This is a genomic window from Amycolatopsis sp. La24 (assembly GCF_029087445.1).
GTDB classification, from domain to species: domain Bacteria; phylum Actinomycetota; class Actinomycetes; order Mycobacteriales; family Pseudonocardiaceae; genus Amycolatopsis; species Amycolatopsis nivea.
In genome coordinates, this window is record NZ_JARACH010000064.1 from 14,917 (window position 1) to 36,258 (window position 21,342).

Sequence of the window (21,342 nt, forward strand, 5' to 3'; positions counted from 1 at the left end):
ATGAGCTTCGACCTGTTCAAGATCAACGAAGACCACGAAGCGATCCGCGAAGCCGTGCGCGCGGTCGCCGAAGAGCAGATCGCCCCGCACGCCGCGGAGGCCGACGAGCGCGAAGAATTCCCCAAGGCGTCCTACGACGCACTGGTCGCGTCGGACTTCCACGCCCCGCACGTGCCGGAGCAATACGGCGGCGCCGGTGCCGACGCGCTGGCCACCTGTATCGTGATCGAGGAAGTGGCGCGCGTGTGCGCTTCGTCCTCGCTCATCCCCGCGGTGAACAAACTCGGCAGCCTGCCGCTGATCCTGGCCGCGAACGAGGATGTCAAGGCGAAGTACCTGCCCCCGCTGGCTTCGGGCGAAGCGGGATTCTCGTATGGACTGTCCGAACGCGACGCGGGCTCGGACACCGCCTCGATGCGTTGCCGCGCCACCCCTTCCGGCGACGACTGGATCCTCAATGGACAGAAGTCGTGGATCACCAACGCGGGCTTCTCCGAGTACTACACGGTCCTGGCGGTAACCGACCCCGACGGTCGCCGCGGCGCCAACGTGAGCGCCTTCGTGGTCGAGAAGTCGGACCCGGGGTTCTCCTTCGGTGCCAAGGAAAAGAAACTGGGCATCAAGGGCTCGCCGACGCGTGAACTGCTGTTCGACCAGGTCCGCATCCCGGGCGACCGCATGGTCGGCGAGCCGGGTCAGGGCCTGAAGATCGCCCTGAAGACGCTGGACCACACCCGCGTGACGATCGCCGCGCAGGCCGTCGGCATCGCGCAGGGCGCGCTGGACCACGCGCTGGGATATGTCAAGGAGCGCAAGCAGTTCGGCAAGCACATCGCGGATTTCCAGGGCATCCAGTTCATGCTGGCGGACATGGCGATGGCAGTCGAGACGGCGCGCCAGATGGTGTACACCGCGGCCGCGAAGTCCGAACGAGGCGACGACGACCTGTCGTTCTTCGGCGCGGCGGCCAAGTGCCACGCGTCGGACGTGGCGATGAGCGTGACAACGGACGCGGTCCAGCTGCTCGGCGGGTACGGCTACACGCGCGACTTCCCGCTGGAACGCATGATGCGGGACGCGAAGATCACGCAGATTTACGAGGGCACGAACCAGATCCAGCGCCTGGTGATGGCTCGGCAGTTGCTGAAGGGCTGACGTTTCCCCCCGGCAGTTCGGGCGGCTCTGGCTGCTCATGATCAGGTCTCTTGCAGGCCGTCAGAGCAGCCAGGCCGTCTGAACACCGCGTCGAGCGCGCACACGGAGTTCAGTGGCTCCTCGCCGTCGGCGTGCTCTTCGATGGCGACCGCCCATCCCGCGGCCATCGGCCAGCCGTAGCGAGCCTCGATCCATTGCGCGGCTGACGTTGCCGAAGCCGCATTCCCGGGCGAAGCCGGATCTCGTCGAAGACTTCGTGCACGTCTTGGCACTGATCCAGCTGAGCAAGCACTGCCGCAGCGAGCACGCAGTCAGGTCGAAGGCTTGTGCTGCCGATCATGCCTTCGCTGTGCCTTCACCACATCCACCGCCCGCACGCGGACCCATTCCAGCAGGCCCTCCAGCGGCGTCGCCAGTTCCTGCCCAAGCTCCGTGAGCGAGTACGTCACCTTGGGCGGCGTAGCGGGCTCCACCTCGCGATGGATCAACCCGTCGCGGGTGAGGGTGCGCAGGTTCTGCGACAGCATCTTCTCGCTGATTCCGCCGATCGTGTCGCGCAGTTCGTAAAAGCGCGCCGGACGATCGCGCAAGGACAGCAGGATCAGCGTGCCCCAGCGGCTGCACACGTGGTCGAGCACCGTCCGGCCGGGGCAGTCGCTGTTGAACGCGTCACCCGGGTCCGGGGCGGTGCGGCGTCCTGCCTCGGTGCCTACTCCCATGTCCGGAGCTTACCCCACGGTGCGTCCTTACCAAAAGTTAGCCCAGAACCTACGGTGAGCTTCACTGCGACACAAGGAGGTACGACCCGTGACTGTTTTGGTGATCGGCGCTACCGGCAACGTCGGCCGTCAGGTGGCCGTCCAGTTGGCCGAGCGCGGTCTTCCGGTGCGTGCGCTGGCTCGTCGGCCGGAGAAGGCCGATCTGCCTGCCGGCGTTGAAGTCGTTCCCGGTGATCTGTCTGATTTGGACAGTCTGCGGGCCGCGTTGCGAGGCGTGGACTCGGTCTTCTTGATGTGGCCGTTGATTTCCGGGGACCCGGCCGAGGCAATCGCGGACACCATCGCGGGCAGTGCTCGTCGGCTGGTGCTGCTCTCGTCGGCCGCGGCGCGCGGGGACTCGGATGACGCGATCAGTCAGGTTCATCGCGCGGTGGAGAAGGCGATCGAGCGCACCAGTCTGGAGTGGACGTTCCTTCAACCGCACGGGTTCGCGACCAATACCCTTGGCTGGGCGTCGCAAATTCGCGAGGACGGCGTCGTGCGCGGGGCTTACGGTTCGGTGTACTCCACGCTCATCCACGAAGCCGACATGGCGGCGGTCGCGGTGACTGCGCTGACTTCCGAAGGGCACGTTGGGGCCAAGTACGACCTCACGGGGCCCGCTGCGCTTACGCAGGTCGAGCAGGTCCGGGTGATCGGCGAGGTGATCGGCCGGGAGACCCGCTGGGAGGAGGTGCCGCGGGAGGTTGCGCGCGAAATTCTGCTCCAGCGGATTCCGGCGAAGTACGCGGACGCCATGCTCGACGCGTTTGCCCGCTTGGCTGGCAGCGAACCCGACCGGCCGACGACGACGGTCGAGGACGTCACCGGGGTTCCGGCGCGGACTTTCGCCCAGTGGGTGGCCGATCACGCGGCCGAGTTCGCTCCGGAGGGAAGCTGACGGGACCCGCGGGTTCAGCAATTGCTAATATTCGCAATTGCTGAACCCGCCCGGTCGAGAGGGCGGACCCGGACCGAAGGCGGCACCCGTGAGCAGACCGCTCTACCAGCTGAAAGCCGAGTTCTTCAAGACGCTCGGCCATCCGGCGCGGATCCGGGTGCTGGAGCTGTTGTCGCAGCGCGAGCACGCGGTCGCGGAGATGCTGCCGGAGGTCGGGATCGAGCCGGCGAACCTGTCGCAGCAGCTCGCGGTGCTGCGGCGGATGGGGCTGGTCACCACGCGCAAGGAAGGGTCGAGCGTCTACTACTCGCTGATCAGCCCGCAGGTCGCGGAACTGCTGGCGGTCGCGCGCGAGATCCTGACCGGCGTCCTGTCGGGCCAGGTCGAACTGCTCGACGACCTGCGCACCGCGCACGCGGACAGCTCGCGTTCCCCGCGCGGCTGAGACCAACGGAGGCGATGTGACGAGCGAATTCGTGCGGGAACTGAAGCGGGGGATCGCGGCGGCGCAGCAGGCGCTGGAGCACGCCGGCGAGGACGAGGCGGAGGGCCATCGCGAGCGGCTGGCCGAACTGCGGGAGATCGCGCAGCAGAACGACGTCGACCTCGGCGAGTCCGGTCGATGAGCTGGACGCGTCCCGGGCTGGCGATCGTCGGGGAGGACGGGCCGTCGCGGCTGCAGGCGGACGCGCTGGCGATCCAGGAGCACACCGACGTGCCGACGTCGGCGTTCACCGTGCGTTCGCGCGACGCAGCGGAGCTGGCGGCGGCCTTGCGCTCGTTGCCGGACGAGATCGCGGTGGTGTACCTGACCGGGGTGGAACCGGCGAAAGCCCGTGTGGCACAACGAGAACTGACTTCGACGCTTCCCGTCGTCACCGAGGAGGAAGCCGCCGCGATCGTGCTGACCGCAGCGGTGCTGATCCGGTCGCGACGGCTGCAGGTCGCGCCGTTCGACGCGAAGGTGGTCGTGGCCGGTTCGGACGCGATGCCGTTGCTGGTGCCGCTGCTGGTGGCGTCCGGAGTCGGCGACGTGGTGGCCTGGCGACGCGACGACGCGGCCGGGTTTCCGCTGCGGGAAGTCGCGAGGAACGCGACTGCGGTGGTCGATGCGGTGGGGGAGTTCGAGGGCTCCGCGCTGGTGCCCCCGGAACGGAGTGCGCTCTTGCTGCCGCTGCCGGGGTTGTTCGCAGCACTGCGGCGGGGGCTGGCCGGGTCTGACCCGGTGGACGTGCATCGGGCCTGCGCGCACGCGTTGACGACGCTCGCGCCGGTGGATCAGCCGCTGCCGGAACTGTCGGACCCGGATCTGGCGACCCGGGTGCTGGACGCGATCGCGGAGGCGGTTCGGTCGCCTCGGAAGCGTTAGACGGTGTCCTCCAAGCTGAACTGGTCGGATTGAAGTTGCGGAGGCCGGTAGGGCGCACCGTTGAGGGTGGTGCCGTCGAAGCCGATGTGGCCCTCGAACGTGGCGTTGTCGAAGGTCGTGTAGTTCGCGAAGCTCACTCGGTCGAACCATGCTTCGTCGCCGAAGCGGGTGTTGTCGAAGGTGGCGCTCTGCGTTGTGACCTCGTGCTCGAAGACCGGGGTAGCCAGGAAGTCCGCGTCGGTGAACCTCGCGTTCCGCTCGAATTCCGTGCGGCTGAAGTAGACAACGCCTCGGAGAAGAGCGCGGTTGAACCATGCGTCGCTCTGGAATCTGCCGAGGCGGCAGAGAGTCGCTCCTACGAAATCTGTGTCCTCGAAGTGCGCTTCATTGCGGAAGACAACGTGATCGAGATGCGTGCTTCCGGTGAAGGTGGCACCGGTGAACCAGGCGGCGTTCTCGAAGACGGCGTCGTCGAACCGAGTCGTGCCAGTGAACGTGACCTCGTGAAACCAGGCGTCCCCGATGAACCGGGCACCGGTGAAGCGGGCATTGTGCAGCGCGGCCCCGTTCATGGCGAAGTCGAACAGCACGGCACCCGAGAGATCGAGTTCCACGCCGCTCCAGAACAGGTCCTGCGAGGCATCGGGAACGAGGTGCTGGACCAGCAGTCTCTGCGCGGTGAGCCGGACCTCGCGTTCCTGCCGCGGTTCCGGACCGGAGACAGGCAGGTCGTAGGGCATGCGCAGGTAGGCGCTCAGCACGTTGGCGATCGTGGGGCGCAGCCGCGGGTTTTCCTGGGCGAGGCGGTCCAGCGCGTACAGTCCGGCCAGCCGTACCGGGGCCTGTCCGGCCCCGAGCTGTTCGACGGCTTTGAGGTAGAGCTCGTTGATCCGCCGTTCGGTCGCGTCGTGCCGGGCGTCGTTGTTCGCCTGTTCGCGCACCCGCAGTTCCGCGCGCTTGGTCGCGAGGTCCCGTTCGGCGGTCTGCTGACGGCGCGCGGCCAGCAGGAGCGCCAGCGCGCCGCCGGTGCCGACCACGATCGTGCCTACTGTCCGGATGCCGTCCAGCCGGATGCGGTCGGCTTCGGTGCCGTGCCCGTACCAAGCGAAGAGAACCCAGCACGCGCCCGCCGCGATCGCGGCCACCGCCAAGGCACAAATGAGGATCGTCCGGCTGGATAGGACGCCGTCAGCGCGGGAATCGTCCCGGTCGTTCGGGGCGGGGCCTGCCATTCCTCCATGATCAACCCTCAGCAGGCGGAAGAAAGCGGCAATCGGGGTGGAACCTGCTCCGCCGTCCGGATGGTTCGCGAGAACCCGGAACGGCTCAGCGGTCGTAATACGTAGTCGGCCCCTCCGGCCACTGCCGCGTAGGCGGAGGCGGCTGCTGCTCCGCCCGGCTGTTCCGCTTCCGCCGATGCAACGTCCGGGCACTCGCCGCCATGCTGCTCACCAGCGAGGCGATCACCAGCCCGATCACCAGGTTGATCGCCGCCGTCGCGATTTTCGCTTCCAGGCCCACCGTCAGGGTGAGCGGCAGGACCACCGCGATGGCTGTCACCAGCACCATGATCCAGCCGAAGAACTGGCCCGGCGCCGGGGTCGCCACGCTCAGCAGGTGCATCAGGCCAGTCGCCAGCAGGGCGACTGCCGCGGCGGAGATCGCGTACGTCGGCGTGCTCGCTTTGCCCCACAAGCCGTCACCCTTTGGGGCCAGGACCGGCACGTCGAAGATGCCTCGCGCGATCAGCAGGCCCACTACCGCCACGAGGGCCGCGACCACCGCGGTGGCCACGCCGCCTGCCCACAACCTCGCTGCGTCGATGCCTGGCCGGGTGTCCTCCCCGTAATTGCCGGGGTACTGCTGAACCATCGGGCGGTCCTTCCCTCGCGCATGCGGTCGCTTCGATTGTCGCCCTACCGAGGCTGTTCCGCCGGATCGGCGGAATTCGCCAGCGAGCGCAGCCGGAACGACAGGACCACCAGGGTTACCCCGTAAATCACCGCGTAAATCCCGATCAGCAGCGCGACGCCGAACGCGCCCGCGATCGGGTGGAACAGCACGAGCACCCCGGCGATGACCGAAAGCGCGCCCGCCGCGATCAGGAACGCCTCGCCGGTGATCTGCTTGCGCAAGCGGATCGCGGCGACGATTTCCATGATCCCGGTGACGACCGCCCACGCCCCGACGAGCGTCGCCAGCACCAGCACGGTCACCCCGGGCCACACGAGCGTCATGATCCCGGCGATCAGGCCCAGCACGCCGAGCACCGCGTACGCGATCCGGTGCGCGCCGTCGCCCGGCCGGAACGCCTGCATGATCGCGCCGGCCGCGTCGATCAGCACGTAGATCCCGAACAGGAAAGCCAGCGCCAGCACGGTGATCCCCGGCCACACCAGCGCCAGCACACCGAACAGGACGCCCAGGATCCCGCGCGTGAGCACGAGCGGCCACGCGCGCCGCGGGTCGAGCACCGCGAAGCCGAGGACGGGCGGAATGGGCGTGGACATCGAGGGCCTCCCGGAGGTGTGGTGCTGACCTGGCAAAACGGTAGCCGGACCAGGGCAGCACCGCCGGGACCTCACCCGATCGAGGGCGTTACCAGGCGACGGTCAATCCGGCGAGCCGCCACGTCCCGGGGTCGGCTACCCGCTTCGCCTCGAGGACACGCAACCCGGCGAACCGGTCCAGCAGCGCGGTCAGCGCCACCTCCGCCTGCACCCTCGCGAACGACGCGCCGAGGCAGAAATGCGGCCCGTGCGCGAAACCGAGGTGTGCGCCTGCCGACCGGCGGACGTCGAAGCGGTCCGGGTCGGCGAAGACGCGCGGGTCCCGGTTCGCCGCCGCGATCGACGCGGTCACCGGCTCGCCCTGGCGGATCTGCACGCCGTGCAATTCCAGGTCTTCGGTCGTCCGCCGGGGAATCGTCAGCAGCTGCGAACCGCACCAGCGCATCAATTCTTCGACCGCGCCCGGCCACAGCTCCGGTTCCCGGCGCAGCACTTCGAGCTGATCCGGGTGCGACAGCAGGGTTTCCACCGCATTGGCGATGAAATTCGCCGGGGTCTGCCCGGCCAGCACGAGCTGCCAGACCAGCGCGACGGCTTCCGTTTCGGTCAGGCCCGCGCTCGTCAGATGCGCCAGCATCGCGCTGTCCGGACGCGAGACCAGCGTCCGCGAGCTGTCGATGATCCCGGGCACGGCGGCGGCGAACCCCTCGCCGGACACCTGCACGACCGCCGCGCCGTATTCGTGCCAGCGCGGCCGTTCGGCTTCCGGCACGCCGACCAGCGCGCAGATGACCTCCATCGGCAGCGGCCTGGCGAACTCGGCGAGCAGATCGACCGGGCCGTCCGCGGGCAATGCGTCGAGGTAGCGGGCGACGATTTTCTCGATCTCCGGCCGGAAATCCAGCGCCCGGCGGGCGGCGAACGCCGGCGTGGTGAGACGGCGCAGCCGGGCGTGTTCGGCGCCTTCCATTTCCTGCATGGTCCGCAGGTAGGGACGGCAGTGCTCGGGGACGTCCGGACGCTGATAGCTGGCCTCGCTCAAGGCGAACCGCTGGTCAGTGAGCATCGCGCGGGCTTCGGCGTGCCGCGTCAGGACCCACATCGGCGGGAAGCCGGGGCCGGTGAGCTTGGCCAGCGGGCCCTGCTCCCGGGCGGCTCCGTAGGCGGTGAACGGGTCGCTCGTGACGGCCGGATCAGTCAGGTCGAGCTCGGGAACGGGCGGTGCGGGGGACACGGACGACCTCCAGATGGTCATTTCAGATGATCTCATCATATGAATGGTGGCGGTATCTTGGCAAGGAAGCGGACCGGGAGGACTCACGATGGCGCGGCTGACCAGGGCGCAGACGCAGGAGCGCAACCGGGCGAAAGTGCTGGCCGCCGCCCGCGAGGAGTTCACCGAGCGCGGCTTCCGCGACGCCAAGATCGACGTGATCGCCGAGCGCGCCGAGCTCACCCGAGGCGCGGTCTACTCCAACTTCCCCGGCAAACGCGCGCTCTACTTCGCCGTGCTCGCCGCCGAAGCGGAACGGTTCGCCGCCCAGCCGCCTGAACCGGACCCGGGCCTGACCCCCGCCGAAGCGCTCGGCGCGTTCGCCCGCGCGTGGGTCGCGCGGCTGCCGCTGGCCACCGATCCGGACGCGCGTCTCGGCGTCGACCTGCTCCCGGAAATCCTCGCCGACGAACTCACCCACCGGCCGTACGCCCAGTTGCTGCGGTTCGACGCGATCGTGCTCGGCCTGGTGCTGGAGCGCCTTTCGCCGTCGTCCGGACGGCTGGTGCGGGTGGCGGAAGCGGCGCTGACGATGCTGCACGGGGCGAGTCAGCTCGCCGCGGCGGCACCCGGTTTCGGGGAGCCGTTCAACGTCGTGCGCGCGTGTGAAGCGTTGCCCGCGCTGGGACTTGCCGACACGTGGCCGGAGCCGCCGATCGTGCCGCAAGCGAAAGCAGTCGGGGAAACCTGGGCCCCGCCGGAGGTTTTCGACGCCCTGCGCGAGCGTTCGGTCCGCATCGACGGCGACGGGGTGGTCGCGGTGATCGGGCTGCACCGGCTGTCCGCGGTGGAAGAAGCCTTGCGTGCGGCCAAGAATGTCACGCTGGTCGTGGTGACGGGTCAGCCGGGAGAGCTGGTGCCGCTGACCAATCTGGTGCTGGCGGATCTGCGCGGTCTGCTGAAGCGGTCGTGTCCGGGATCGGCGTGGCCGGACGTGCGAGTGATCGTGGACGAGACCGGCGCGGTGGCCGCTGCGGCCGGGGTCTCGGCGGTCAGCGACGCGACCGAGACCGCGGTCCGGGTCCACAATGGACAGATTGTGCTGCGGGCGGAGGGCTTCGGCGCCTGCCACGCCGCCGCGACGAGCACTGTCCCCGCGGAAACCCGGTAAGCCGCGCAAACCCTTCCGACGTCGGTGGACAGGGCAGGCGCCGCGGCAGATAGTGGAGCGAAGATCGGCCGAAGGGGGCGGCGATGGCCGAAATCGCTCCGGTGGACCGGCAGTTGCGCAGCCTGCTGCGGCACGGCACGTTCGCGCAGGTCCTCGACCACGCGCTGAACATCCGGGGGCTGAGTCTCGAACAGGTCCGGCAGCGGCTCGCCGGGCGGGGAGTGCGGGTCAGCCGGGCGGCGCTGAGCTACTGGCGCCACGGCCGCAGCCGTCCGGAACGGGCCGAATCGCTGCGCGCGGTGCGGGCGCTGGAGGCGGTGCTCGGGCTTCCGCCGGAATCGCTGGTCGCGCTGCTCGGCCCGCCCCGGCCCCGGGGCAGGGGAGCGGCGGCGGAACCGGGGGCCATCGACCGCAAACGGCTGTGGCCGGGCCACCGGCCGCTGCTGGCGGAGCTGGACCTGCCGCCGGACAGCCTGGTGCGCCGCCTCGACGTGCACGAGCACCTGCGGGTGGACGAGCACCGGCGGCTGACCCGGGTGCACACCCGGCTGGTCGTGGAGGCGATGGCCGACCGGATCGACCGGTGCGTGGTGTTCCTGTGGGCCGAGCAGTCCGCCCCGGCGCTGCCCGCCGAGGTCCGGTACTGCCGACCCGGCCGGGTCCGGGTCGACGCCGAAGCCGGGGCGACGGTCTGCGAACTGCTGCTGGACCAGCGGCTCGCGACGGGCGAGCGCAGCGTGCTCGAGTACACCGCGGTCTATCCGCCCGGCCCGGAACTGACCTTCTACCACCACCGGTTCACCCGCCCGGTGCGGCAATACCTGCTGCAGGCGGAGTTCGCCGGCACCCCGCCCGCCACCTGCGTGCCGTTCCGCCAGAACAGCGTGCAGGCGCCGCGGCGGCCCGGTCCGCCGCTGTGGATCGGGGCCTCCCGGACCGCGCACCTGGTGCTGACCGACGTCCGGCCGGGCATCGCGGGCCTGTCCTGGGAATGGGCTTGACCGGCGGTTTTCCGGGAACCGCCGGTCAAGCCCCTGCGCACCCGGTCAGTAGACGAACCAGGGGACCTGCACCTTCCCCGCCGTGCCTGAGGTGTCGGTGGCGGTGATCGTCGAGTTCAGCAGACCCGAGGTGGTCTGCGGGTTTCCGGAGATCACGCCGGTGGCGCGGTCGATGGTCAGCCCCGAGGGCAGTCCGGCGGCGCTCCAGGAGTAGCTGCCGGTGCCGCCGGAGGCGCGCATCGCCAGGTGCACCGGCGAACCGTGCGGCACCGCCTGGAAGCCCGGGTCGGCCACGGTGACCGGACCGGACGAACCGCCCTGCACGGTGAGCGTGAACGTGGTGGCGTGGCTCGCGGTGGTGTTCTTGCCGGTGATCGTCACCTTGTACGTCCCCTGCGGGGTGGAGGCGCTGGTGGCGATCGTCAGCTTCGCCGAACCGCCCGCGTTGACCGACGCCGGATCGAACGTTGCGCTCGCCCCGGAGGGCAATCCGCTGGCGGACAACGCGATGACGCCGCCGGACGGAGGCGTGGTGCCGATCTGCTGGTTGGCCCAGTCGCCCATCGAACCCCACAGCTTTCCGTGCGCGTTGTAGGACGCGCAGTCGGTGCGCAGCCAGGAGAAGACGCCGTAGATCTTGCCGTTGTAGTAGTACGGTCCGCCCGAGTCGCCTTGGCACAGGCCCTTGCTACCGTCGCCGTAGCCGTCGCAGAACATGTACTCCGGCTTGAACACTGACGAATCGATGGTGCTGCAATTCGAACCGTCCACTGTGGGCAGTACGACCTCGCGCAGCTTGGTGTTCTTAGTGGCGTCGTTGGCGTCGGTCTTGCCGTAGCCGATGGCCGTGCCTTGGGTGCCGAGCGGCAGATCGTCGGCCGAGGACGCGATCTTCGGGTAGGTCATGCCGGCCGGAACGGGGATGTCGGTCTTGGTGAAGATGATCGCGACGTCGTTGCCGTTGCGCCACCCCTGGTCGCTCTGCGGGCTGTAGTCCGGGTGGATCCGGAATTCCGCGATCTCGATCCGGGTGCCCTTGCTCGTGTCGTTCAGGTCGTCCCGTCCGTAGATGAGGTACTTCGGGTCGCCGTCGGCGAACTTGCAGTGCGCCGCGATCAGCACCGCCCGTTTGGCGACCACGCTGCCGGTGCAGGACTGCTCCTGCGGGCGCACCCCGCCGGTGCGGTGTTCGGAAATGATGAACGGGTACTTGGCGACGGTGGTCGTCTGCCCGTTGATCACGCTCGGGCTCGCCGATGGCGCGGCGCCGTTCACCGCGGTCGTCGAGACGGTGGCGGTGGCGGATTGCCCGGCGTTGACCGACGCCGAAGCCGGGGCGACGCTGAGTGAGAAGTCGCCTTGGCCGGAACCGTTGACGGTCAAAGCGACTGGAGTCGTGTGCGTGGCGTCAGCGGCTTTTCCGGTTACTGTCACGGATGTTTGCCCTGGCGAGGCCGAGGACGACGCCGCTAGGGTGAGGGTGGAGGCGCCGCCTGCGGTTACCGAAGACGGGTCGAATGTTGCTGTGACACCGGCTGGGAGCCCGCTCGCCGACAACGCGATGCTTTGTGCGCTCCCCTTGACGACCTTGGTGGTGATCTTCGTGGTCGCCGACTTGCCCGGGTCGACGCTGAGCGAGGCCGGGTCCGCGGCGAGGGAGAAGTCGTTGGCCGCGGGCGGTGTCGCGCCGTTGATCAGCGGGTCCGCCAGGGTGTCGCCCTGCATGGAACCCCAGCCGGTGCACAGGTCGTAGCCGGTGCCCGCGTCGTAGGTGCCGTTGTTGCCGGAGACGACGTCGTGGAAGGCCGAGGAGTACTGCGAGGACTGCGCGATCGAGTACACCGTCGGGTTGATGGCACCGAGATTGCTCTTGCCCGCGCTTTTCGCTTTCTGGTTGACCATCGCGAGATATCCGGCCCACAACGGGGAGGACAGGCTGGTTCCGCCGACGTCCTGCCAGCCGCCGTTCATGTACACCGAGAGCGCGCCGGCTCCGTAGTCGGCGTCGAGCGCGACGTCGGGCACCGAACGGTATTTGTTGCTGCCCGGCTGCCAATCCGGCTTGCTGTAGACCGCCGAATACCCGCCGCCGGAGCGGGTGTTGCCGGTGCCGCCCTGGTTCCAGCATGACTCCGACTGGTAGGTGCCCGCGCTGTCGCTCGTCCGCAGCTGCGTGCCGCCGACGCCGGTGAACAGCGGGTCGCTGGCCGGGTAGTCGGCCTGCACGGTGGAGTTGTCGCCGTTGTAGCCGCAGCCGGTGGCTCCCCAGTCCCCGGAGGCCGACAGCAGCGTGACGCCCTGGGCGACCATCTGGGAGTAGGAATCGTGCGAGGCGGCGATCGGGTCGGATTCGCATTTCTCGCCGAGCAGCCACGAGCCCGACAGGATCGTGATCGCGTTGTCGCTCGCGATTTTCGCCATCTCGTCGACCCAGGCTTTGTCGCTGTTCGGTGCCTCATAGACGATCTGGCTCGCGCCGGGCGCGGTGGCCGCGACCGCCTGGATGTCCAGCGTCACCTCGAGCTGTCCGCTGCCCGGCTGGGAAACCCCGCCGTCCACCGGCACTACCTGGGGCTTGACCGAGGGCTGCTTGAAGTAGTTCGTCCAGGCGTCGATGTCGGACTGCTTGAACGAGTCGAACTCGATCAGCCCGACCGTCTGCCCGGATCCGTCGTAGGAACCGGAAAGCTGCTTCATGCTGTAGGCGGTGCGGAACTGGGCGGGGGTGTAGCCGCCGCCCGGGCCGCCGGGACCGGCCGGAGCTGAGGCGCGGTGCGCGATCGGCCGGTTCGTCAGACCGGTCACCGTGCGCACGATCTTCGCGACCGAGGACGGCACGCTCGGCGCGGATTCCCTGGCGTAGAAATGCTTTCCGGTCGAGTCTGCATAGTCGTCGAGCCGGGTGCCGAACGCCGCCTCGACCTGTCCGACGGTCCCGACCGCGTCGACCACCTGACGGTTGGCCGAGACGTCGGTGACCCGCAGCCCCTGCTTCTCCAGGTACGCCTTCGCAGCGTCCACATCGGACTCTCGCGGCGCGTAGCGGGCTGAATAGTCCGCGCTGGACAGGAAATGCCGGTAGTCCGGCGAACGCGGATCGCTGACCGAGGCGACGAACTGGGCGAGCCCGGCTTCGTCGTGCGGCCGCAGCGACAGCGCGATCGGGATCTCCCGGCCGGGATCGGTGGCGCCGAGCCGTTGCGCACCGGCCGGTGCGGAGCCGGTGGGCGCCAGCGGCGTCCGGGGCTCTTGGGCGGCGGCCGAACCCGGTATCGCCAGGGCGGCCGTCAGGACGAGACCGGCTGCCGCGGCGGCCGGTCTCGCCCACAGGGAACGAGGGAGCACGATTCCTCCAAAACGAAGCGGAGAAGAAACAGCCGGCCAAGGCTAGCCGCGGCGGCGGTCTGCGAATCGTGCTCGTTGAACGTTCGACGACGTTCAACGGTCATTCTGAACGACGACGTTTTACCTGGTCAGAAGGGGTGAGGTGAAACAGTTTTCCACAGAATGGCGGGCCGGTTCACCGTGCTGGGAGAACGAAACGGGAAAGGAAAACCGGCACGACCATCAGTGCGATGGCGGTCCACGGCAGCGCGCCTGTGCCGAGCAGAACTCCGCCGGTCAGCGCGCCACCCGCGACCGCGCCGTTCCAGCTGGCGATGGTCAGCGACTGCGCGAGGTCGGCCCGGCGTCCGGCCAGTACCGCGGTGACCGCTTGGAACGACGTCGGCGCGCCGCCGAAAGCCAAGCCCCACAACGCACACGCGACGAGCAGCAGTACCGGTTCGCGGCCGCCGAAGACCAGTATGCCGAAACAGCAGGCGGTGACGGCGGCGCAGCACGTGAGCACAGCGCGGGGATGCCGGTCGAGGGCGAGTCCGACCAGCCACAGCCCGGCCACCGTCGCGGTGCCGAACAGCAACAGCCCGGCGCTCAGCAACGGGAGATGCCCGCGAGCGGCGTAGAATGGTCCGAGATAGGTGTAGAACATGTTGTGCGCCAAGGAAAACGCGATCACCAGCAGTAATAGCGGGCGCAGTCCTGGCGTGCGCAGCACGGCGCGGAGACTTGTCCGGGCCCCCGGTTCTTCGCCGGACAGCGGCGGAACCACCGCTACGATCCACCACAGCAGCGGCACCGCGACGAGGGCCATCCCGGCGAACACCCAGCGCCAGCCGACGAGTTCGCCGAGCGCGGCCCCGGCCGGGACGCCGAACGCGAAAGCGACCGGGGTGCCCGCCATCGCGACGGCGAGCGCGCGACCGGCCCGTTCCGCGGGGACGAGCCGCATGGCGTAATTCGCCACGAGGGACCACAGGATTCCGGTGAGCGCTCCCGAAGCCACTCGCGCCACGAGCACCAGCGCGAACCACGGGGACAGCGCGATCGCCAGGTTGGTCGCGACGAACCCGGCGACGAGCAGGAGCAGGAGTTTCCGGCGGGGCATCCGGGCCGACGCCGCGGTCAACGGCAGCGCGGTGAGGGCGGTGGTGATCGCGTACACGGTGACCAGCTGCCCCGCGGCGGCCGGGGACACGCCGAGATCAGCCGCGGCCGGGAGCAGGATCCCGGCCGGGACGATCTCGGTCAGGCAGCCGAGGAACACCGACGCGGCCAATGCCAGCAGAGCGGGCAGGGGAAGCGCGGTGCGGGCGGGCGGCGCGGTGACGTCCATGGCGGGTCCTTGGGGTCGTGGCGGTCGGCCGCGTCGGTTGTACGGGGTGGGGAGCTTGATGGCTCGGCTGGTTATGCGCTGCGGGGTGCTCGGGCTTGCGAGGTGCGGGGTTGAGGCCGGGGAGTGTGGCGGCCGGGTCGGTTATGCGCTGTGGGGTGCTCGGGCTTGCGAGGTGCGAGGCTGGGACTGGGGATTGCGGCGGCTGAGCCGGTTACGCGCTGTGGGGCGCTCGGGCTTGCGTGGTCCGGGGCTGAGGCCGGGGACTGTGGCGGCCGAGTCGGCTATGCGCTGTGGGCGCGGCCTTCGGGGGAGCGGCCGGGCGGTGCCGCGACGTCCATGGTGGGGGGCGTGGCGTCGCGGCGACCGGCCCGGCCGCGCGCGGTTACGTCGTGTGCAGCAGCAGGTTGTGCGATCCCTCGCCCGGATCGACGACCTTGTCCTTCGTCGCCGCGTCGGTCATGCCCTTGAGCACCTGGTCCGGCGTCGCGTCCGGATGCGCGGACAGGAACATCGCCGCCACCCCCGCCGCTTCCGCGGAGGCGATCGACGTGCCGGAAACCACGCTCGACGCGCAATCGCCGGTGTTGCCCGCCGTCGGAATGTCCTTGCCGGGCGCGTAAAGGTCCACGCAGCTGCCGAAATTCGAGGACGGCACCCGGTGGTCGGCCTGATCGGTGGCGCCGACAGTGATCCCGGTGGTCTGCCGGGCGGGCGTGATGTCGCAGGCGTTCACTCCGGCGCCGCCGGTGCCGTTGCCCGCGGCGACGGTGTAGGCGAGGCCGTTCTGGGTCATCTTGTAAAGCTGGATGTCGAGGACCGTGCCGCTGGGACCGGCGAAGCTGAGGTTCAGCACGGCCGGGCGCTGTGCGTTGAGGTTCACCCAGTCCAAAGCGGACAGAATCTCCTCCGACGTGCCCGTGCCGTCGCAGCCGAGGGTGCGCACCGATTCGACCGAAGCCTCTTTCGCGACACCGTAACGGCGGCCCGCGATGGCGGCTGCGACCTGGGTGCCGTGGCCGTTGCAGTCCGTTCCGCTCTGGTCCGCGTCGGGGTCGACCGCGTCGTACGCGGCGTGGGCGCGTCCCCCGAAGTCGTGGTGGCTCGTGCGCACCCCGGTGTCGAGCACATACACGTGCACGTTGGCCGCGGTGTTCGGGTAGGTGTAGCTGCCGTCGAGCGGGAGGTCTGCCTGGTCGATCCGGTCCTGTCCCCACGAAGGCGGGTCGTCCTGGGTCCCGGCCGCGGTGTAGACCTGGTTGTCCCCGACCGTGGTGACCGCGGCGTCGGTGAGGTACTTGTCGTGCTGTTCCCGGGTCGCGGAAAGGGAAAACGCCTGCGACACCGAGTAGTAGACCCGGCGCAGCGTGCCGCCGTACTTGGCGATCAGCGCGTTCGCGGCGGCGGTGACCTTGTCCTTGTCTTTGTCCATCGGCTTGAGCCGCACGATGTACACCGCGGTGTCGTCCGGCGCGGCGGAGGCCGCCGCCGGCAGCACGCCGGCCGCGACCGAGAGCAGGGCCGCCAGCACGACGGCTTTCGGGGTGCGTTTCATGGTCGTCCCTTCGGGGAGCCTCCGCCGGGATCCCGGGGAATCCCGGCGGAGGCGGGCGCGGTCAGAGGTTGTTCAGCCAGGTGCGCAGGTCGTCCGGGCCGCTGCCCTCGTCGAAGCCGACCACCCGGCTGCCCTTCTCCTGTCCGGCGGAGATGTCGATCAGCGTGGGGATGTACTCGATGCCGTACTTGTCGGCGATGTCCTTGTTCTGGCCCTGCTCGCTCAGGTCCACCTTCGCCCAGATCCACTTGCCGCCGTCGGCCGTGTGGTATTTCTCCAGGTACGGGGCCATCTTCTGGCAGGGACCGCACCAGCTGGCGTAGAAGTCCAGCACGACCGGCTTGGTCTTGGACATCTCCATCACCTGGTCGTAGTTGGCCGAGGTGACGTCGACGACGGTCTCGTCCTGCGGGGCCAGCGAAACGTAGGACGCCGGGGCGGCGCTCGCCGGCGTCGCCGCGGTGCCGCCGAGGACTCCCGCCGTCATCGCCGCGACGGCCGCGAACATCCGGATTCTCGTTCCCATGTTCTCTCCTCTATTCGGGGTGGGTGACGGGCACCGGCGCCGGGCGCGCCGGGGCTTCGGGGGCGGGGCCGGTTTCGGTGGGATGGCCGGCTCCGACCCAGTCTTCGATTCCTTCGCGGTACTTGCGGACGTCCGCGTACCCGAGCTCGAGCAGCCGGGCGCCGACGAATTCGCTGTTGCGGCAAGGGGTGTTGGCGCAGTACACGACGATCGCCGCATCCTTGTTCGGGACCACCCGCGGCGCGTGCTCGTCGGTGAACGCCGCGGCCTGCTCGTAGGGGAAGCCCGGGATGTTGCGGGCGCCGGGAAGGTGTTCGCGGGCGTAGTAGTCGGGCGGCATCGTGTCGACGACGATCACCGCGCCCTCGTCCATCGCGGTTTTCAGCTCTTCGCGGCCGATCAGCGGCAGCATGCCGGTTCCTCCCGGGTTCCGGCGGCGGGCAAGCAGGCCCGCCGCGAGGTGACTGACGAACGCCACGACCACCGAGTTGATCGTGGGAATCCCGAAATCGAAGACGAGCGCGAAAGCCGTCCCGAGCGCCCAGCTGACCAGCGCCGCGAGCTCCCAGTCTCGCCCGGCGACCGCTTGTCCCCGGCGCAGGGCGGCGAAAACCGGACGGCACCGGCGAAGCACGAAGTACTCCGCGATGAGCACCCCGGCGACCGGCGGGGCGAGCACGCCGACCGCGGTCAGGAACCCGGCGAAGTGGTCGGCGATCCCGAGCGCGGACGCCGCCGTGCCGAACACCCCGAGCACCAGGACCACGCGCACCCGGCCGACCTTCCGGTCGAACAGCACGTCCACGACGTTGACCAGGCCGAGCGAGGAGGAGTACAGGTTCCAGTCGTTGATCTTGAGGATCGCGGTGGCCAGCACCAGGGTGCCGAGCAGCCCCGAGGAGGAGGTGACGATGCCGACGACGTCCGAGGTCGCGGCGGCGTGCGCGAGCAGCACGCTGATCAGCCCGATCAGGTACTCGCCGAGCGTCACGCTGAGCACGGTCTGCTTGACGACGTCGGCGCGGGTGCGGTTGAACCGCGTCATGTCCGGGGTCATCAGCGCGCCGAGGATGAACGCCCCGGACACCAGCGTGGTCGCCGCGCCGAGCGACAGCGGCGGTCCCGGCGGGGGAGCGGAAATCAAGTCCGCCAGCGAGTGCGTGTGCAGCGCGTCGAGCACCGAATACCCGGCCAGCAGCAGGAAAGCGGGCACGGTCAGGTAGGCGGTCCAGGCCATCAGGCGGAAGCCGTAGACGGTGATCACGGTGATCGCCGCTCCGCCGACCAGCGCCCAGCCCCATTCCGGCACCGCGCCGCCGAGGGCGTGCATCCCGTGCGCGAACACCCCGTTCTGCACGCCGAACCAGCCCGCGAGGCTGACCGCCACCAGCAGGCCGACCAGCGCGGACCCCTTCCGGCCGAACCCGGCCCAGCGGGCCAGCACCGAGGTGGACAGTCCTTCCCGCACCCCGGCGATGCCGAGCAGCACGGTGATGACCTCCAGCAGCACCGAACCGATCGTGATGGCCAGCACCGCGTTCCAGAACGTCATGCCGTAGCCCAGCAGCGCGCCGACGATGAACTGCTGGAACGAGGACACCTGCCCGAACCGCTGCACCGCGACCGAGGGCCAGGACCGGCGGGCGGCGTCCGGGACGCGGGTCAGCGAATAGTCGTCGTGGCGGTCGCTCATCGGCCGGTCGCTTCCAGCGCGGCTTCGGCGACGACCAGGAAACCCTGGCCCGGCTCGGGCCGGAACGCGAATTCCCGGTCGAAGAACTTCCGCAGAAACGGCACCCGCTGGTGGTAGACGAACATCGACCGCGGATTTCCGGTGATCAGCCCGGAACCGGCGAACAACGGGAGTTCGGCGAGGAAGTAGCGCACCGCGAGCCGCAGCGCGCCCTCGTCCGGCACGTTTCCGGTGCGGCCCTGCAGCACCCAGGTGGAAGCGCCGTAGCAGGCGGAGCGGAATGCGCTGTCGGTTTCGAAGTGGTTTTCCGCCGCCGCCAGCAGCCGCCGATAGGCGGGCAGTTCGCGCAGCCGGGCCATGCCGAGGATCCGGCTCTCCGGGTCGGGCACGTCCAGCGCGCGCAGTGCGGCGGCGATCTTGTTGTGCACGTGGCAGGACTGCCGGTGCGCTTTCTGTTTCGCCCTGGCCGGCGGGTATCCGAGCGCTTCGAGCGTGTAGGCGGTGACCTCGTCCGGGACGAAAAAGCAGAACTCGGCGAAGTGCTCCGCGGTCCACGCGGCGAGCCGGGTCAGCCGGTCCGCGGTGAAATAGCCGTTGAACGGGCTCACCCCGACACAGGCGTGCCGGACGTCCGGATACAGGCGGGCGCAGCCGGAAGACAGCGGAGTCGCGTCGAACATGGAAATCCTCCACCTTTTCTCGTCTCGATTCCGCGTTTCTCCCGGCGGGGCGGGACTGGTGCGGATCACTGTGCCGGGATCCGGGCGGCGCGGGTAATGCCTGCCGGTTATGCCGTCGCGGGACGGCGAGGTCGGCAGTTCGGAAAGAGGATTTCCTACTTTGGTCGGGCGATTGCCACACTTTCGCCGGTGCACTCGCGCCGGCGGGCGTCATATCGTGAACTTTCGTGGAGTTGGAACTCAAGCATTTGCGCCACCTCCAGGCGATCGCGAAAGCGGGCAGCCTCAACCGCGCGGCCACCGAACTGGTGCTGCCGCAACCCGCCCTCAGCCGCGAACTGCGCAGGATCGAGGAACTGCTCGGCCGGGCGCTGTTCGAACGCGCCCGCGCCGGGGTGCGGCCCACGCCGTTCGGGCAGCTGATCCTCGACTACGCGGACGGGATCCTGGCGCGCACCGCCCGGATCGGCCCGGCCCTCGCGCAGCACTGCGCCCAGCGCGAAAGCGCGTTGCGGGTCGGCTGGTCGGAAACCGTCCTGTCCGGCCCGCTGCTCCGCGCGCTGGAGACGACCGGGCTCGGCGACCGGGCGGAGATCCGGACCGCCGAGTCGACCGCGGAGATGCTCGGCTGGTTCGGCCGCGGCGAACTCGACCTCGCCGTCCTGTCCGAACAGTGCGCGGTGCCGCTGCCCGCGAACACCGGCCGGATCGACCTCGCCGAGGACCCGCTGCTGATGATGCTCCCGGACTGGCATCCGCTCGCCGCCCGGCACGAGGTGGACCTGGCCGAGCTGGAACACGAGCGGTGGATCTCCTCGACCGGGCCGGACCGCTGCCGCGAGTTCCTCGCCCGGGTGTGCGGCCCGTACGGCTTCGCCCCGGTGATCGCCCACCACGTGCCGGTCTCCGGCCCGCGTGACGAGATCGTCCGCTACCAGGGCGACGTCACGCTCGTCCAGGCCTCCCGCCCGCTCGCCCCGGGCGTGGTGCACCGCCCGGTTCCCGGACTGCGGGCGCGGACCAGCCATTTCCTGCTGTACCGGGAGGACAGTCCGGTCGCCGCGCGGGTCAGCCTGCTCGCCGGGTTGATCCTCGACGCCTATCACGACCACAAGGGCGGCTTCGACGGCCCGCGCGCGATCCCGGGGGAACTGCCGTGGCTGACCGCCCGGACCAGCTGATCCGTTCCGGTGCCGACCTCGAACTGCGGCAGTTGAAGCTGCTGGTCGCGGTCGCCGAGGCGGGCAGCGTGGCGGCCGCCGCGGCCGCACTCGGAACCACCCCGGCCAAGCTCACCCTGCGGATCCGGCGGCTGGAACGGATGATCGGCGCCCCGCTGCTGGCCGCGGAACCGGCCGGGAAGCTGTTCACCGAAACCGGCGAGCTCCTCCTCGAACACGCCTCGGCGGTGGTCCCGCAGTTCGACCGGATGCTGACCGCCGCTCGCGCCGGGCTGGAGCGTCCTGTCGCGCAGATCCGGATCGGCTCGGTTCCGACACCCGTGCTGCCGCGGCTGATCCGCGAGGTGGGGCTGCGCAATCCCGATGCCGGACTGACGGTTCGGACCGCCGAATCGGCTGCGGAGCTGGCGGAAGCGCTGCTGCGCGAGGAACTGGACCTCGGCCTGCTGCGTCAGGACGCCGTGCGGGAACGCCCTCTCGAATGGGTTTCGGTGGCCACGGAACCGCTGGTGGTCGGCATTCCGTCCGGACATCCGCTCGGCGTCCCGGACTCGCTCACCCCGGCCGCGCTGTCCCGACAGCGCTGCGTTCTCCTCGACCAGACCGTGCAGCCGCGTACGCGGGCTCTGCTCGCGGCCTTCGCCGACGCCGGTGCCGACCCACGGCTTTGCTACGCGGACAGCGAATGGGCGGTGCTGTGTCTCGGCTACGGAGCCGGAATCCTGACCGTGACAGCGCCGCCGACGAGACCGATGCCGGACACCTCATACCGGCCGTTGCATTGCGCGGCCACGAATTCGACCCTGGTGCTCGCCTGGACGGACGACGGGCCGCTCGCCGGGTGCCTCCCGCGCGTCCGGGCGGCGATGACGCGCGCGCACGCCGAATCCCTCCGCGCGCTTCTGAGCACGTGAAGTACGTGAGGGGAACCCTGAGGGAATCAGATTCCCTCAGGGT

20 protein-coding genes and 1 pseudogene are annotated in these 21,342 nt (G+C 69.6%); 9 read left to right on the plus strand and 12 right to left on the minus strand.

What is annotated here, in order from left to right:
* Entirely contained in the window at positions 1–1,155 is a 1,155-nt protein-coding gene (locus PUT80_RS37925; protein ID WP_134663453.1) for an acyl-CoA dehydrogenase family protein, read from the plus strand.
* 311 nt (positions 1,156–1,466) lie between these two features.
* Here the strand turns inward: PUT80_RS37925 and PUT80_RS37930 are convergent, their stop codons facing one another.
* Positions 1,467–1,874 (minus strand): helix-turn-helix domain-containing protein, encoded by a 408-nt coding sequence (locus PUT80_RS37930; RefSeq protein ID WP_134663452.1) that lies wholly within the window; start codon positions 1,872–1,874, stop codon positions 1,467–1,469.
* 88 nt (positions 1,875–1,962) lie between these two features.
* Here PUT80_RS37930 and PUT80_RS37935 point away from each other — a divergent pair, with 88 nt between their 5' ends.
* From PUT80_RS37935 to PUT80_RS37950, 4 genes are all read left to right on the plus strand, one after another.
* The gene (locus PUT80_RS37935) at positions 1,963–2,814 is read left to right on the plus strand and encodes an NAD(P)H-binding protein (RefSeq protein ID WP_275294999.1); all 852 of its coding nucleotides are present in this window, start codon (positions 1,963–1,965) and stop codon (positions 2,812–2,814) included.
* 88 nt (positions 2,815–2,902) lie between these two features.
* Positions 2,903–3,259: a metalloregulator ArsR/SmtB family transcription factor gene (locus PUT80_RS37940; RefSeq protein WP_037818621.1), complete on the plus strand. Its 357-nt coding sequence runs from the start codon at positions 2,903–2,905 to the stop codon at positions 3,257–3,259.
* A gap of 16 nt (positions 3,260–3,275) precedes the next feature.
* Positions 3,276–3,440: a hypothetical protein gene (locus PUT80_RS37945; protein WP_158714566.1), complete on the plus strand. Its 165-nt coding sequence runs from the start codon at positions 3,276–3,278 to the stop codon at positions 3,438–3,440.
* On the plus strand, positions 3,437–4,183 hold the full coding sequence (locus PUT80_RS37950) for a hypothetical protein (protein ID WP_275295000.1): 747 nt from the start codon (positions 3,437–3,439) through the stop codon (positions 4,181–4,183). The genes PUT80_RS37945 and PUT80_RS37950 overlap by 4 nt, the downstream gene beginning before the upstream one ends.
* Here the strand turns inward: PUT80_RS37950 and PUT80_RS37955 are convergent.
* The 4 genes from PUT80_RS37955 to PUT80_RS37970 form a co-directional block, all read right to left on the minus strand.
* On the minus strand, positions 4,180–5,415 hold the full coding sequence (locus tag PUT80_RS37955; protein WP_275295001.1) for a pentapeptide repeat-containing protein: 1,236 nt from the start codon (positions 5,413–5,415) through the stop codon (positions 4,180–4,182). The genes PUT80_RS37950 and PUT80_RS37955 overlap by 4 nt on opposite strands.
* Positions 5,416–5,509: 94 nt before the next feature.
* On the minus strand, positions 5,510–6,055 hold the full coding sequence (locus PUT80_RS37960) for a DUF6069 family protein (RefSeq protein ID WP_037818625.1): 546 nt from the start codon (positions 6,053–6,055) through the stop codon (positions 5,510–5,512).
* Positions 6,056–6,099: 44 nt separating this feature from the next.
* On the minus strand, positions 6,100–6,693 hold the full coding sequence (locus PUT80_RS37965; protein WP_275295002.1) for an HdeD family acid-resistance protein: 594 nt from the start codon (positions 6,691–6,693) through the stop codon (positions 6,100–6,102).
* A gap of 88 nt (positions 6,694–6,781) precedes the next feature.
* Positions 6,782–7,948, minus strand: coding sequence for a cytochrome P450 (locus PUT80_RS37970; RefSeq protein WP_275295003.1), 1,167 nt, complete (start codon positions 7,946–7,948; stop codon positions 6,782–6,784).
* Positions 7,949–8,015: 67 nt separating this feature from the next.
* Here PUT80_RS37970 and PUT80_RS37975 point away from each other — a divergent pair, with 67 nt between their 5' ends.
* Both PUT80_RS37975 and PUT80_RS37980 read left to right on the plus strand, forming a co-directional pair.
* Complete coding sequence (locus PUT80_RS37975; protein WP_134663446.1) at positions 8,016–9,077, plus strand: TetR/AcrR family transcriptional regulator; 1,062 nt, start codon at positions 8,016–8,018, stop codon at positions 9,075–9,077.
* 83 nt (positions 9,078–9,160) lie between these two features.
* On the plus strand, positions 9,161–10,078 hold the full coding sequence (locus tag PUT80_RS37980) for an XRE family transcriptional regulator (protein WP_275295004.1): 918 nt from the start codon (positions 9,161–9,163) through the stop codon (positions 10,076–10,078).
* 45 nt (positions 10,079–10,123) lie between these two features.
* Here the strand turns inward: PUT80_RS37980 and PUT80_RS37985 are convergent, their stop codons facing one another.
* The 7 genes and pseudogenes from PUT80_RS37985 to PUT80_RS38015 form a co-directional block, all read right to left on the minus strand.
* The gene (locus PUT80_RS37985; protein WP_275295005.1) at positions 10,124–13,423 is read right to left on the minus strand and encodes a protease pro-enzyme activation domain-containing protein; all 3,300 of its coding nucleotides are present in this window, start codon (positions 13,421–13,423) and stop codon (positions 10,124–10,126) included.
* Positions 13,424–13,598: 175 nt separating this feature from the next.
* Positions 13,599–14,753, minus strand: a complete 1,155-nt coding sequence (locus PUT80_RS37990) for an MFS transporter (RefSeq protein WP_275295006.1) — start codon at positions 14,751–14,753, stop codon at positions 13,599–13,601.
* 382 nt (positions 14,754–15,135) lie between these two features.
* The gene (locus PUT80_RS37995; RefSeq protein WP_051729599.1) at positions 15,136–16,305 is read right to left on the minus strand and encodes a S8 family peptidase; all 1,170 of its coding nucleotides are present in this window, start codon (positions 16,303–16,305) and stop codon (positions 15,136–15,138) included.
* Positions 16,306–16,366: 61 nt separating this feature from the next.
* The gene (locus tag PUT80_RS38000) at positions 16,367–16,831 is read right to left on the minus strand and encodes a thioredoxin family protein (RefSeq protein ID WP_275295007.1); all 465 of its coding nucleotides are present in this window, start codon (positions 16,829–16,831) and stop codon (positions 16,367–16,369) included.
* Between the two features lie 10 nt (positions 16,832–16,841).
* A complete protein-coding gene (locus PUT80_RS38005; protein WP_275295027.1) occupies positions 16,842–17,243 on the minus strand; it encodes a rhodanese-like domain-containing protein in 402 nt (133 codons plus the stop codon).
* 99 nt (positions 17,244–17,342) lie between these two features.
* Positions 17,343–18,524, minus strand: a pseudogene (locus PUT80_RS38010) (cytosine permease); the annotation flags it as partial.
* Positions 18,521–19,204 carry a tRNA-dependent cyclodipeptide synthase gene (locus tag PUT80_RS38015; RefSeq protein WP_134663441.1) on the minus strand — a complete coding sequence of 228 codons (684 nt, stop codon included), beginning with the start codon at positions 19,202–19,204 and terminating at the stop codon, positions 18,521–18,523. The gene PUT80_RS38015 and the pseudogene PUT80_RS38010, both read right to left, overlap by 4 nt.
* 227 nt (positions 19,205–19,431) lie before the next feature.
* Here PUT80_RS38015 and PUT80_RS38020 point away from each other — a divergent pair, with 227 nt between their 5' ends.
* Entirely contained in the window at positions 19,432–20,385 is a 954-nt protein-coding gene (locus tag PUT80_RS38020) for a LysR family transcriptional regulator (protein WP_275295008.1), read from the plus strand.
* Positions 20,361–21,299 (plus strand): LysR substrate-binding domain-containing protein, encoded by a 939-nt coding sequence (locus PUT80_RS38025; RefSeq protein ID WP_275295009.1) that lies wholly within the window; start codon positions 20,361–20,363, stop codon positions 21,297–21,299. The genes PUT80_RS38020 and PUT80_RS38025 overlap by 25 nt, the downstream gene beginning before the upstream one ends.
* Positions 21,300–21,342: the final 43 nt, after the last annotated feature.